The sequence below is a fragment of the Staphylococcus simulans genome, assembly GCF_002902285.1.
Classification (GTDB): domain Bacteria; phylum Bacillota; class Bacilli; order Staphylococcales; family Staphylococcaceae; genus Staphylococcus; species Staphylococcus simulans.
This window is the reverse complement of sequence record NZ_PPRU01000034.1, coordinates 1-13,428: the sequence shown is the minus strand read 5'-3', so window position 1 is coordinate 13,428 and position 13,428 is coordinate 1. Positions and strand designations below refer to the sequence as shown.

Sequence of the window (13,428 nt, the reverse complement as noted above, 5' to 3'; positions counted from 1 at the left end):
GGTGCTTAACCTTACGTTATTCATTTAACGTTGTTTCAATGTTTGTTCAATGGCTTGAAGTTTATCTACAAACTGTACAATTTCCTCAGTACTGAAATGTCCTTTTAAACATTCACTGACAATCCAAGCCATTTTTTCTTTGACTTCTTCTAAAAATTGAATGCCCTCATCAGTCATTTCCATTAATTTAATACGCTTATTATCTGAAGCTGCTTGTTGTACCAGTCCCATTTTTTCTAGTTTATGAATACGTTTAGAAGCTGCAGTTTTAAAGATATCTTGTAAGTCAGCAAGTTCATTAATCGTTAATCTGCGATGAGAACGGATCATAATTAAAGCTTCTAATTGCTCTCGTGAAATCATATGTTTCAATCCTGTTTCTTGAAGCATATCTGAAATGTATTTATTGATATTCATTAAACTCAAATCAAATCTAGTTAATGCTTCTTTCATTTCGTCATTCATGATTGTCCCTCCAACTTATTGCGCTTCACTCACATTTTATCATTAGTTGAATTTCATTTGGAATAGTGGTTTGCCACGTTTGTTAAACCAGATTAATACTAGATATTGAATCAACATCACACCTAACGCAATACCAGTAAGGATTGCGGCTACAAAACCGAAAGTAAAGTGGCCTGCATTCGTAAAGATGGCTTCACGGAAGCCTTGAATCGCGTATGACATTGGTGAGAATGGGTGGATGAAACGGAAGAATGCGGCTGACATTTCAATCGGGAACATTCCTTCACTTGAGCTTAATTGCAGTACTAACAATAACATCGCTAAGAATAAACCGACACGATCTAATAATAGTACGAGTAAAGAAGTTACTGCGATTGCCGCAATTGCCCATAAGAACATGACTGTTAAGAACTTACCTATGTTTTCAATATCTAAACCGAGTCCGAATTTCACCCATAGACTTAACATGATGGCACTGAATGAACCTTGTAAGACATATAAGAACACTTTACCTAACCATTGTTTCCATGGTGCGACATCTTGACGTAATGTTTTAGTTAATGGATAAATTGCCGCAAAAGATACAGCACCTACAAATAAACCTACACTTGCCATATAAGGTAAAACTGTTTCGCCATAGTAATCTGCTTTAGTGATATTGTTTTCTGTTACTTTCTCAATATCATTTAATGCTTGTTCATTTTCATTTTCAAAATGGACATTCGTTTGTTTTTCTACTGCTTGATCAATTTTTTGTTTAAGTTGTTCATTATTTTGTTGAAGCTGTTGTAAGCCTTGTGTCACTTGTTCATTACCTTGAACTAACTGTTCACCTTGTGCGCCTGCCATAGGTGCCATTTGTTTTAAACCTGCAGTCACCTGTTCATTACCATTAATTAATTGTCCTTCTGCTTGAGACATTTGTCCTAAAGCCTTCGATGTATCTGTATAACCTTGTTTAGATTGTTTATTAGCCGCAAATAATTCATCTAAGTATTCTGCACGCACTGTATTGCGAATCGATTTGGTTACAGTATCAATCGCTTTTTGTGCCGCTTGACTGCCTGTATAACTTGAACCTGGGTTCACTTGTGTTTCTAATTCAATTTTCTTTGGATTTTTATTTAATAATGTTGTCGCATTTTTAGATGCATCTTCTGGAATAATAATTGTTCCGATAGCTTTGCCGTTCTTTAATTGTTTTTTCGCTGTGTCTTTAGATACTTCTTGGAAATCGAATTTTTTATTATCTTTAAGTTTCGATACGACTTCGTCTCCAATATTGATTTTCTTGCCTTGAAGTGTTGCTGCTTTATCTTCATTAACAATAGATATTTTCAATTGGTCTGTCTTATCATATGGATTCCAAATTGACCCCACAAATAATGCTACATAAATCAGAGGTAATAAACCAATCGCAATTAACGCAACAATTAACATCTTATTATTTTTGATAAATTTAAACTCATTAAACATAAGTAACTCCTTCTCCTTTATAGTACACCCTATGTACTATAATACTTTTTAAAACGTAAAAGCTTGATACCCCAACACTTTTACGCATTTATTTTCCATTATTGATTTGTTATTTTAAATGGTACACCCTGTGTACGTTTTCTAATATTAAACCCATTGTTGATGATTGTCAACAATAAAATACACATTTTTTCTCTTTTTCATTTCACTCTTAAATATACAAGCTTTCATAATGTTTACTTAAATCGACTTCATTTCAAATGACTCAAACAAGGTAGATGATTCATTACACACTCGCTTCAATTATTTAATCATATTTTAACAATTTTATGTTATTCTAATTTTAAAGTTAATCACGCATATAAAGAGAGAGGTGCTGATTGAATATGAAGAAACGCTATGTCATCGTTCAATATCTATTAATCATACTTACAGGAATATTGTTACTTAATAGCTTGTTTAATCCTGATCAGATAATAAAAAGTTATATCAATATCGTTCTTTTTATTTGTGTAATGTTATTAGCATTGATTGCTTGGATAGTTGGACGTTTTAAACATCCTAAGCAATGAACGCTATAGTATTAACTACCAAAAATGAAGTTGATTTTTTGAAGAAAAAAAGAACGTCTAACTATTTAGACGTTCTTCCCTAATTCTAATCTATGTGCCGCATCTTGTGCGAGTGCTTTTAAATAACGAAATGGATGTGCAAGTGCTTCTGCTTTACTGATTGAAGCATGGTTGTTTGGTGGTCTGTCATCTAGGCCAGTCACACTGAAGACGTGATCAATCCCATGTGTTTTAACAGCTTCATAGCCTTCTCCAGTTACGCCGCATAACGCAATAACAGGTATGTTAAATTGTTGAGCTGTTTTCGCAACACCAATCGGCGTTTTCCCATAAATTGTCTGTCGATCGATTTTACCTTCACCGGTAATACAAATATCAGCATCTTTCAGACGTGCTTTTAACTGTGTTTCATGTAAAACAATATCGATACCTCGAGAAAGTTCTGCAGCTAAAAAAGCAACTAACGCAATACCTGTACCACCTGCAGCCCCCGCTCCTGGCACATTAGAATAATCATGTTGAAACGCTTCTGATAACACGTGATTATAATGTGTTAAAGCTTGTTCAAGTTGTTCAATATCTTTTGGTGAAGCGCCTTTTTGTTTAGCGTACGTATGAGTAGCACCTGTGGGTCCAAGTAATGGGTTATCAACATCACAGACTACTTCAAAAGTTACGTTTTTCAGCCGTTTGTCTAAATTAGAAATATTAATTTGCGCAAGGTTGATTAGAACGGCACCACCTTCAGGTAAGTTGTCACCTTTCTCATCAAGGAATTTTACGCCAAGTGCTTTCATCATACCTGTTCCGCCATCATTGGTCGCACTTCCGCCAATACCGAGGATAATTTTTTGTGCACCTTGATTTAGTGCGCTTAAAATCAATTGCCCTGTACCGTATGTAGAAGTCACAAGCGGATTACGATGTTTGAGTTCGATTGTTTCTAAACCAGAAGCTTCTGCGAGTTCAATAATAGCCGTTTTACTTTGTTCAACATATGAATATTGTGCATCAATAATTCGGCCTAAAGCGTCTGTCGCTTTTACAGGTTTCATGGTTCCGCCTAAGGCATCATGGAGCGACTGCATCGTCCCTTCACCGCCATCAGCCATCGGTACTTTGTCATAGATGACCGTTTCAGGCAAGACTTCCTGTAGTCCTAATTCTATGGCTTGTGCCGCTTCAGCCGCTGTTAAAGTTTCTTTAAATGAATCTGGTGCAATCACAATTTTTCGTACCATTCCATGATGCCTCCTTCTTTTTTCATCTTCATTATAGCGACATTTACAATATGCATAAAGGATGAGTTATACCTGACACAACTTTTATTGCCAACGCATACGGGTAAATATAAAAAAAGAGGTGAATACTATGGATAGACAAGTTGTCTTAAAAAAGATTAAAGATATTATGAAAGCATCACGTATTGGTGTACTTTCAACTTCCTATGACAATAAGCCAGATAGCCGATATATGATTTTCTATGATCAAGAATTTGATTTATATACGAAAACTAGTACAGACTCAGTAAAGATTGAAGAAATCGAACAAAATCCTGTTGCGCATATTTTATTAGGCTATGATGATACGAAAAACCATAGTTTCTTAGAAATCTATGCAGAATTAGAAGTCACTGAAGATCCAGATGTATTAGATTGGATTTGGGACGAACAAGATAAATCGTTCTTTGAATCGAAAGAAGACCCTAAACTTTGTGTCATCAGAGCTATTCCAAGATCTATTAAATTAATGAATAGCGATTCAGAAGATGGACCGCAATATGTAGAATTTAATTAAGCTATAAACATGACAAAACCAGCATGCCTGTTTGAAACATCACATGCTGGTTTTGTTTATAGTTTATTGTTTTAAGTTTAAAGTTATTTGTATGATTTCATGACACGACGGTAAATTTGACCTTTTTTCAAGCGACTGACATATGCACGTTGGTGCAATGAATAATGCTTTTTACGTACAACTTCAAGGATTTCACGATACGCTTGAGCTGCAACTTCAATAATGGGGCGTGCATCTTCGTGGAAGTAATCTAAATGACTTAATGCATTATGATACATAGCATCCGCATCTTTGGCGTAACTTTCCCACAAATCAATATAGTTTTGCGTCACACCGTCTTCAAATACTGCTTTTAAATCAACATTATATTCTTTTAAGCGATTTGCGCTTAAATAGATACGGTTGTTTTCAAAGTCTTCACCGACATCACGTAAAATATTTGTGATTTGTAGGGCTTTACCGAGTTCAATCCCCACTTTATCTGCTGTCTCATAATATTGTACATAAGCAAGTACAGGTGTCAGTAACTCACCAATTGTACCTGCCACGCCGTAACAATAGGCATCTAGCTCTTCATCTGTTTCTAATGCTGTCATAGTCAAATCGCTTTCCACGTAATCCATTAATGTTTTAAAGGCATGTAATGGAACAGGATAAGATTTTAATGTATGACGAAACGCACGCATCACAGATGCGTTACTATTAAAGTTCACATTTTCAGAATCTCCATCGTAGATGTGTTCTAAATCTTCACGAATCGCATCTAAGCGTTTCGGATCTTCATATTCATCTATACTGTCATCTATCATGCGACATACTGCATAAATCGCCCAAACTGCTTTACGCTCTTGTTCAGGCAGACTATTAAACGCATAAGAGAAGGTCTTTGAGTACTCTTCCATTATCTTTCTGCAGTATTCGTAATCATCATTTATTAATTGTTCCATAACATTTCACACCTTGCTGTCATTATTCCTACTAGAGTCAATTACCCTCTATTTGAAATTTTAATAATAAGTTAAGTTATTCAGTTAACCAAATCTGATTTAATTTGAAACTTGTGTTACATGTTAAGCGAAAATCAGATAAAAGTCATTTAATAACCTACCACTTTCCTCAAATTTTTTAATACTTCTGATTTTCTGTCATGCATTCTTCAAAATTGAAGAATTTAATAAGTACTTACTTTGATATTTAGTCGCAAGTGTATAGATAAATGACAAGAGCTCATCAGATGTTGTTTTTCCTGATTCGAAGTCCGCTTTCAATGTTTGATGTCGATTTTTTTCAGTATCATCCGCTTCTTTCTTAAAATAGCCCCACATATGATCAAACGTATTGATGACGGCGCCTTTAGACGGAGGGAGGGCTAATGCTTCATCAATCAAGCGTTGTAATACCTCACCTTCTACATTATCTTTCATGACTGATCTGATTTGGTTATAGTGTGCTTGGCTATGCCACATGACTTCATATTTATATTCACGCCATAATTTCTCTTTCTCGTGTTGATTCAAGGACACTTCCTCCTCACGTTTTATCTTTGAACAGAGTTAGTATTCCCTAATAACCGACAAGCAATGCGATGGACATGGCAATTGCACAAATAATAACCCACAGCAGAATCAATTTCCAAGCGAATTTCAACCACTGTACGTATGAAATTTTCGCAACTGCGAGTGCACCCATTAAAATGGCAGAAGTCGGAAACAGCACATTGCTGATGGAATCACCATATTGGAAAGCAAGCACTGTAAGTTGACGATTAATATCCAGCAAGTCTGAAATCGGCACCATCAAAGGCATTGTAGTCAATGCTTGTCCTGAACCAGATGGAATGAAGAAGTTAAGGAAAAATTGGAAGATAAACATCACAATAATCACAATAGACGATGGGACATCATTAAGTAGTGTAGTCATTCCATGAATAATAGAATCAATAATTTTACCTTGTTCTAAAATAACGACAATGCCTTTCGCAAAACCAACAATCATTGCACCAAATAAAATGTCTTTCATTCCTTCAATAAAAGCATCAAAGGTACCATTCATACCTAAGTCACTGACAAACCCTGCAAGCAAACCTGCTAAAACAAAGTTTGCGCTCATTTGATTAAAAGACCATTCATAACGAAAGATACCATAGACGTTAAACACAATAGTTAACGCAATAATACTTAATGCGAAGGCCTGACGTTTGGTAAAGCGTTCATATTCTATAGCTTTATGACTTTGACCTTCTTCTTGTTCTAAAGCATAAACGACACTTTTCTTTGGATTACGTTTCACTTTTCTAGCATAAAGCATTACCGAACCGATCGCTGCGGCTAAGATGAATATATAAATGATGGAACGTAACCCCCAACCTGAGAACATGGGAAGTTCAGCAACGGTTTGCGCAACACCGACTGTAAATGGATTCAACATACCTCCAATAAATCCACTTGCGGCACCTAAAATCACCATCGCGGCTCCTGTCATCGCATCATAACCTAGGGTTCTCGCAATGATTACACCAATCGGCACAAAGATAATGGTTTCTTCTGCTAAACCAATTGAAAAGCCTAAAATAGAGAACACAATCATAGTTAATGGAATCATTAAGATGCGCGAAGAACCTAATGTTTTAATCGCTTGGTTAATCCCATTTTCAAATGCGCCTGTTCTATGTACAATACCGAAGGCACCACCGACTAAAAAGATATAAAAGACAATTTCTCCCCCTGTCAATAAACCTTCAGGTACTGCACGGAATAAATCTAAAAACGACACCCCGTGTTGTTCAATACTATGATATGAACCTGGGACTACTAAAGTTTGTCCCCCTTTATCTACGCGTTTATATTCTCCTGCTGGAATAATATACGTCAAGACGCAAGCAATGGCGATAATCATCATTAACAATGCATACGTATGAGGTGTTTTTAATTGAAATTTTGAAGATGAATCTTTTGAATTTTCCTTTGTATTTTCTGTCATACACATTCCTCTTTCCCACTATTAATTATCTGAATTTTCTTATTTTATATAGTATAGCCTATTTCTGAATCATTAGTCGGGAAAATTTAGTTTTGTTGTGTATTTGAAGTAAATAGAAACATAATGAAAAAGCTGACCGGTTATACTTTCGGTCAGCTTTCAATTCATCATGATTCAATTATGAAGAAGGTTTATCTTCTTCGTGTGGTGCATTCGCGGCTGCTTTTGCTTCAACACGTTGTGCTTCTTCTTCAGCTGTTACTTCTCGATGTTCTTGTTGTTGTTCAAGTGCTTTAACATCTTGTGGTTGTTGATTTTCAGTTTCTTGAGTTTTAGCCGCTTGTTCTTCTTTAGCTTTCGCTTCTTGTTGTTTTTGTGCTTCCCATCTAGCTTCTTTTTCTTGTTTTTTCAATTTACGTTTCTTTTCTTCACGCACAGAGAAGACAATGAAAATAATGGCTAATAAAGGGAATGACATACCTAACCAGAACATATAACTCACTCCAATTCTGTAGGGAGACCCTGTTATTTGTATTCTTGTTTATCATAACATGTATGCTGTTATTTTTTCACTAAATCCTTTCTTATCGCCCTTCCTTGACTTACTTCTAGAAAGTCGATAGATTAAGGTTAATGACAAATATAAATGCACTAGGGGCGTTTTATAACTGAGATGAAGCATGGCTTCAGACCCTTTGAACCTGATCTAGCTGAAACTAGCGTAGGAAAGTGTGAGTACATAACTAAGAAAGTATGGCTAAGAATGTCTGAGTCTATACTTTCAACTCGCTCTGATACGCACAGCTCTAGATAGGTTGTGTGTTTTTTTATGTCTTAATTTAACTAAAGGGGCGATTTAAATGGCAAGAACAATTTTAGTAACAGGCGGCGGACGTGGCTTAGGTGCTGTAATCAGCCGTACATTAGGCGAACAAGGTTTTAACGTTATTATTAACTACAACCAAAGTAAGGAAGCTGCCGAAGCATTGGCTCAAGAAATTGATAATAACCGTGCTGTCGCAATTCAAGCAGATGTTACTGACCGTGAAGCTGTAGAGCGTTTAGTCAAAGAAGGAACAGAAACATTCGGTCGTATTGATGGTGTAGTGAACAACGCATTGATCGGTTTCAAATTTGATCCGACAACACAAAAATCATTTAAAGATATGGACTGGTCAGATTATCAAAATCAAATCGATGGCACATTAAAAGCTGCATTCAACGTTGTACAAAGTGTGGTACCTCAATTTATTGAAAATCAACGTGGCAGTGTTGTATCTATCGGCACAAATTTATACCAAAATCCTGTTGTTCCTTATCATGAATATACAACAGCGAAAGCTGCATTAATTGGTTTCACACGTAACATTGCAGCAGAGCTTGGCCAATATGGTATTAATGCGAATGTTGTTTCAGGCGGATTACTTAAAACAACGGACGCTAGCTCAGTTACTACACCAGAAGTTTTTGACTTGATTGCGCAAAGTACACCACTACGTAAGGTGACAACACCACAAGATGTCGCAAACATGGTGGCTTATCTTGTTTCAGAACAAGCAGACGGTATTACAGGCCAAAACATCACTGTTGATGGCGGATTAACGATGAACTAGGTAACAATATTAAACACGAGGTGAATAACATGCCTACGCAGAAAGAAAAACAACTGCACATTGGCGTTTTATTATATGGATGCGGCCATCATCAAGCCGCATGGCTGATGCCTGATTCAAGTGTCGAACGTATCGGCACCATCGAGTATTATCAAGATTTAGCTCAAATCGCAGAACGCGGTTATTTTGACGCGGTGTTTTTCGCGGATAACCAATCCTTCCCCGCAAATAATGACACCACGATGCCTGCATTCTGGTTTGACCCTATTGTCAACTTAACTGCGATTTCGCAGGTCACAAAACATGTCGGGTTAGTCTCAACGATTTCCAGCACATTTTCTAACCCTTATACGGCTGCACGTCAGCTATTAAGTTTGGACCATATCACTGACGGTCGTGTCGGTTGGAATTTAGTCACATCTATGACGGATATTGAAGCACAAAATCACAGTATGGAAGGTCTGCCTGATCATACAGCACGATACCAAAAAGCAGATGAATTTGCGGAAGTCATGAATCATCTCTTCGAGTCATGGCAAACCAATGATTTTAAACACAATCGTAAACACAATCAACTGATTGATTCAAAAGCAATAGAACCTTTCAATCATCAAGGAGAACACTTCCAAGTTCGCGGCCCTTTATCTACACCCGCAAGTCCACAAGGTAAACCCGTCGCAATGCAGGCTGGCGCATCTAAACAAGGCGTGGCACTCGCAGTTAAATATGCAGATGCAGTTTACTCTGTTTCTTGGAATATCAAACAAGCAAAACAGTTCAGACAACGCTTAGATGATGAAATCAAACGTACCGGTCAGACTGACCGCAACCTTAAAGTCTTCCCAGGTCTGGTGACTTATGTCGCAGAAACCCATGAAGCAGCTTTAGAGAAAAAAGCGGCGCTTGATAATCAACTACCGATTGAAACAGCGCTAAATCAACTCAGTTTCTTTGTCCAACAAGATTGTCATAGTTGGGATTTAGATGACAAAGTCCCAGACTTACCTCCTGTCTCTGAATTTACTGGGCCTGTAGGTCGTTATGAAACAGTCCTTGAGATTATCAGAGATACAGACCCCACTGTACGAGAGTTATTGGGATATTTAAATGCAGGTGGTGGTCATTTAACATTGATTGGAACACCTGTGGAAATTGTGGATGAAATGGAACATTGGTTCAAAGAAGGTGTGGCAGATGGTTTCAACTTAATGCCTCCTACCTTGCCGGATAGCTTAGATGATTTTGTGAATTTGATTGTTCCAGAATTACAAAAACGCGGACTTTACCGAAAAAACTATACAGGACACACATTTAAAGAACATTTAGGAATTTAAAACAGGGCCATTCGGCTCTGTTTTTTTATACGAAACGTAAAACATACTTGACATTATTTAAGCGCAGCAGTATCCTGAAAATGTCAAATAAACTTTACATTTCAGGAGGGATATCATGATATTACTAAAAATTATCATCCCTATTGTAACCTTAGTTGCTTTCGCATTTGCTTGGAGAGGCTTCTTGAAAAATTATATGCCTTCAGAAGCAGTAGATGTTCAAACCGAGTCTCATTATGACGAACGTCAAACTAAAATTATTTTAGAAGTACTCGCAAAGACTTTTATCATTACCATCCTTCTCATTACATTCGCCTTTCTAAATCGTACGCTTGGGTTAGTCAGTGCACATAGTTTTATCTCGAAATATCCTGAAGCTGTCTTTTTAGTTATCACAGTGGGCACTTTGATTTATAATTATCAAGTTGTTAAACGAAAATACTCATAATTTAATCACACAAAGGAGTTTTTACATTGATACTTACAAAGGTAATCGTATTTATAAGTTTTGGAGTCCTGACTACATTATGGTCAGTCTTCACCACAAAGTACCTACCTTCAAGCGTAACCGGTGTTAAACAAAAAGATAAACGTTTTGATGAACGACAAGTACGTATGTATCATGAAATTTTCTCAAGAACTTTAATCAGCACGGTATACTTTTTATTGGTTGGACTATTCTTCAAATTTTTTATCTCGAATCAACCTAGATTTGAATTCATGTTGGAGTATCCTGAGATAATTATATTAACTGTTATATTCTTGTTTCTTTTGATAAATTATTTTGCTGTCAAACGAAAATACACCTACAAAGGGTGAGAGTTATGAAAAACAAAATAAAATTGTATCGCAAACAAAATGGGATGTCTCAAGAAGCACTAAGTAAAAGTGTCAATGTTTCGAGACAAACGATTAATGCGATTGAAAATAATAAGTATGATCCTTCTTTAAGCTTAGCTTTTAAAATCGCTAAACAGTTTAAAGTTACAGTGGATGAATTATTTTCATAATAAAACAGACCATGAACAAAATTACGAGTTCATGGCCTGTTTTATATGTCATTATTTAAAGACTTTTTGGTATTGGACGTAACCAGAAATATAGTGTTCTATATCATCAATGCGCACACGATAACCATGGTGTTTGATAAAGAACGAACCAAGAATGCGTTGTGGGTTTTTAAAGTACATCGCAAGTTCTGGATAGAAGTATCCTGTACGTTGATAATCTGCACGTTTATGAATCGTTGTCATTAAGTCATCTACGTTAATCAATCGATCTACGATTTCCCCCAAACCCTTTTCTCTGGCTTTACGTACAATATGATACGTTGCCATCAACATCTCCATGAATGTTGGGAAAGTTGTAATACGATTCTTAATGTAGTCTAAATAACTAGAAACATTTCTAATTCCAAATTCTATATATTTCGCTTCAGGCGCAATTTGAATTAATTCATTCGTACAATAACCTAACCAATGATCATGGTTCTTCCAGTAACTTTGTGAAATGAATCGTTCAAACATATGACGTACTATTTCTAACCATTTTTCATTCTGATCAACTTGATAAAGTCGTAATAATCCTAACGCAGCTTCACCATCATAATAAATCACACGGAACTTTTCTTTAACTTCTAGACTAGGATATTGTAAGACATGTACAGTTTCAGCTGTTTCACTGTCAATCATTGAAACCATACCTTCTGCCACTTGTTGTGCAGCTTCTAAATACTTCTGGTTACCTGGTTTTATTTTTAGATACTCACAAATCGCAAAAACAAATGCCGCATTTTGACCTAGTTTAATTTCATTAATATTTTTGGTGTCATCAAATATATGTGCGACTTCTCCTTGCTTGTATAAGTAATTGTCGATTAAGTAATCAATCGCTTTTTCAGCAATAGTGATATCTTTGTTTAAGTAATGTAATCCTTCCATTAGCGCATAAGTTGAAGAAGCATGTCTCAAATTATTATAGAAACTGATTTTCTTATCGAAGTGTGGAAAATAACCATAGATAAATTGACCGCTTGGTTGTAATTCATTCGCAAGATAATCTGTCGAAGTTTCCAACATTTTATCAATTTCTTGTGACAAATCTTCAACATGACGTAATCCTTTTTCACGACCCTCTGCGGCTAGTTCATAAACCTCATGATTTTCAATAAAGTAACCCTTTGTATAAAACTTTTTAATCGGCTTACCCATATAATCTTGATGTCTATAGAACTGTTTATGTTTTGTATATTTCTTCAAATAGTTATTGATATTATCCTCAGATAAGAAGAAAGACTTTTTATCTTTAGTCGGTCTGACAAAGGCATTAATATTAATTTCTTCTGCCATGAAAGTTAAATTCCAATTCTTATCATAAGCAATTCCGTAATCAATATAGTTTCGACGTGTCTCTTCTAAATCTCTTTTAACATCTTCAAAGACAACTTCTTTCGTACGATAAACAAAATCAATTTTAACCCACTTAGGATACTTACCAGCTTTCTTTTTAAACTGTTCATATTGTTTCGTAATATCTCTTTTAAGATTACGTGACTGCTTAATCAATTTTACAGAAGCTTTCATATTGGGATTACCTAAACTAACAAACACATAATCTTTACCTAATAGCTGTTGATCTGCTTTTTGTAAAATTTGTTCAATCTCGTTGTTAATTGTCATGTCCAAACCCCTTCTCATTCAGTATGTATAAATGGGCCGGAACAAAGTCCAGCCCACTATTTAAATAGAATTATTGTTCTTTATTTTTCTTACGGCGTCCGAATAATAATGCAGAACCTAGTGCTGCGAATAAGCCACCGAATAATGTAGCTTCTTTATTATTATTCTCTTCACCTGTGTCAGGTAATTCTTTATCGCCATGACCTTCAGCTTGTGCTGGTTGTTCACCATTTGAACCTTGTGTAGTACCTTGTTCTGGAGTGCCAGGGTGTCCTGGTTCATCTGGATTACCTGGTTCATTTGGTTCAACAGGGTAATCTGAATCTGCGTCTGCATCAGCATCGGCGTCTGCGTCTGAATCTGCGTCTGCATCAGCATCTGCGTCGGCATCTGCGTCAGCATCGGCGTCGTCATCGGCATCGGCATCGGCATCTGCGTCAGCATCTGCATCGGCGTCTGCATCGGCATCTGCATCTGCATCGGCGTCTGCATCTGCATCGGCGTCGGCATCGGC

At 36.4% G+C, this 13,428-nt stretch carries 14 protein-coding genes and 1 riboswitch; of the genes, 5 read left to right on the top strand and 9 right to left on the bottom strand.

Going from position 1 to position 13,428, the window contains the following annotated elements; all coding sequences use genetic code 11:
- Positions 1 to 24: 24 nt before the first annotated feature.
- The 3 genes from CD112_RS08130 to CD112_RS08115 all read right to left on the bottom strand — a co-directional run bounded on the left by CD112_RS08130 (position 25) and on the right by CD112_RS08115 (position 3,754).
- Complete coding sequence (locus CD112_RS08130; RefSeq protein ID WP_002480109.1) at positions 25 to 465, bottom strand: MarR family winged helix-turn-helix transcriptional regulator; 441 nt, start codon at positions 463 to 465, stop codon at positions 25 to 27.
- A gap of 42 nt (positions 466 to 507) precedes the next feature.
- Complete coding sequence (locus CD112_RS08125; protein WP_103364124.1) at positions 508 to 1,941, bottom strand: YhgE/Pip family protein; 1,434 nt, start codon at positions 1,939 to 1,941, stop codon at positions 508 to 510.
- Positions 1,942 to 2,578: 637 nt separating this feature from the next.
- Positions 2,579 to 3,754 carry a glycerate kinase gene (locus CD112_RS08115; RefSeq protein ID WP_070463123.1) on the bottom strand — a complete coding sequence of 392 codons (1,176 nt, stop codon included), beginning with the start codon at positions 3,752 to 3,754 and terminating at the stop codon, positions 2,579 to 2,581.
- Positions 3,755 to 3,884: 130 nt separating this feature from the next.
- Between CD112_RS08115 and CD112_RS08110 the strand changes: the two genes are divergently transcribed.
- Positions 3,885 to 4,310, top strand: coding sequence for a pyridoxamine 5'-phosphate oxidase family protein (locus tag CD112_RS08110; RefSeq protein WP_070463121.1), 426 nt, complete (start codon positions 3,885 to 3,887; stop codon positions 4,308 to 4,310).
- Positions 4,311 to 4,393: 83 nt separating this feature from the next.
- On the opposite strand, the gene CD112_RS08105 is transcribed toward CD112_RS08110, so the two are convergent.
- The 4 genes from CD112_RS08105 to CD112_RS08090 all read right to left on the bottom strand — a co-directional run bounded on the left by CD112_RS08105 (position 4,394) and on the right by CD112_RS08090 (position 7,782).
- Positions 4,394 to 5,257, bottom strand: coding sequence for a phytoene/squalene synthase family protein (locus CD112_RS08105; protein ID WP_070463118.1), 864 nt, complete (start codon positions 5,255 to 5,257; stop codon positions 4,394 to 4,396).
- 198 nt (positions 5,258 to 5,455) lie between these two features.
- Positions 5,456 to 5,833, bottom strand: coding sequence for a YbgA family protein (locus CD112_RS08100; protein WP_231912685.1), 378 nt, complete (start codon positions 5,831 to 5,833; stop codon positions 5,456 to 5,458).
- A 40-nt stretch (positions 5,834 to 5,873) separates the two neighbouring features.
- Positions 5,874 to 7,289 (bottom strand): YfcC family protein, encoded by a 1,416-nt coding sequence (locus CD112_RS08095; protein WP_103364123.1) that lies wholly within the window; start codon positions 7,287 to 7,289, stop codon positions 5,874 to 5,876.
- 178 nt (positions 7,290 to 7,467) lie between these two features.
- Positions 7,468 to 7,782, bottom strand: coding sequence for a hypothetical protein (locus tag CD112_RS08090; protein WP_002480117.1), 315 nt, complete (start codon positions 7,780 to 7,782; stop codon positions 7,468 to 7,470).
- A 150-nt stretch (positions 7,783 to 7,932) separates the two neighbouring features.
- A riboswitch (TPP riboswitch) is annotated at positions 7,933 to 8,034 on the top strand.
- Between the two features lie 115 nt (positions 8,035 to 8,149).
- On the opposite strand from CD112_RS08090, the gene CD112_RS08085 reads away from it, so the two are divergent.
- The 4 genes from CD112_RS08085 (at position 8,150) to CD112_RS08065 (ending at position 11,246) form a co-directional block, all read left to right on the top strand.
- A complete protein-coding gene (locus CD112_RS08085) occupies positions 8,150 to 8,902 on the top strand; it encodes a 3-oxoacyl-ACP reductase (protein ID WP_057510273.1) in 753 nt (250 codons plus the stop codon).
- A gap of 29 nt (positions 8,903 to 8,931) precedes the next feature.
- A complete protein-coding gene (locus tag CD112_RS08080) occupies positions 8,932 to 10,236 on the top strand; it encodes an LLM class flavin-dependent oxidoreductase (RefSeq protein ID WP_070463113.1) in 1,305 nt (434 codons plus the stop codon).
- A 115-nt stretch (positions 10,237 to 10,351) separates the two neighbouring features.
- Positions 10,352 to 10,684: a hypothetical protein gene (locus tag CD112_RS08075; protein WP_070463109.1), complete on the top strand. Its 333-nt coding sequence runs from the start codon at positions 10,352 to 10,354 to the stop codon at positions 10,682 to 10,684.
- Positions 10,685 to 11,060: 376 nt separating this feature from the next.
- Positions 11,061 to 11,246 carry a helix-turn-helix transcriptional regulator gene (locus CD112_RS08065; protein ID WP_002480121.1) on the top strand — a complete coding sequence of 62 codons (186 nt, stop codon included), beginning with the start codon at positions 11,061 to 11,063 and terminating at the stop codon, positions 11,244 to 11,246.
- 51 nt (positions 11,247 to 11,297) lie between these two features.
- Here the strand turns inward: CD112_RS08065 and CD112_RS08060 are convergent, their stop codons facing one another.
- On the bottom strand, positions 11,298 to 12,914 hold the full coding sequence (locus CD112_RS08060; protein ID WP_162496175.1) for a poly(glycerol-phosphate) alpha-glucosyltransferase: 1,617 nt from the start codon (positions 12,912 to 12,914) through the stop codon (positions 11,298 to 11,300).
- A 70-nt stretch (positions 12,915 to 12,984) separates the two neighbouring features.
- The coding region (locus CD112_RS13530) for an LPXTG cell wall anchor domain-containing protein (RefSeq protein ID WP_142380808.1) at positions 12,985 to 13,428 on the bottom strand (444 nt) is incomplete at its 5' end.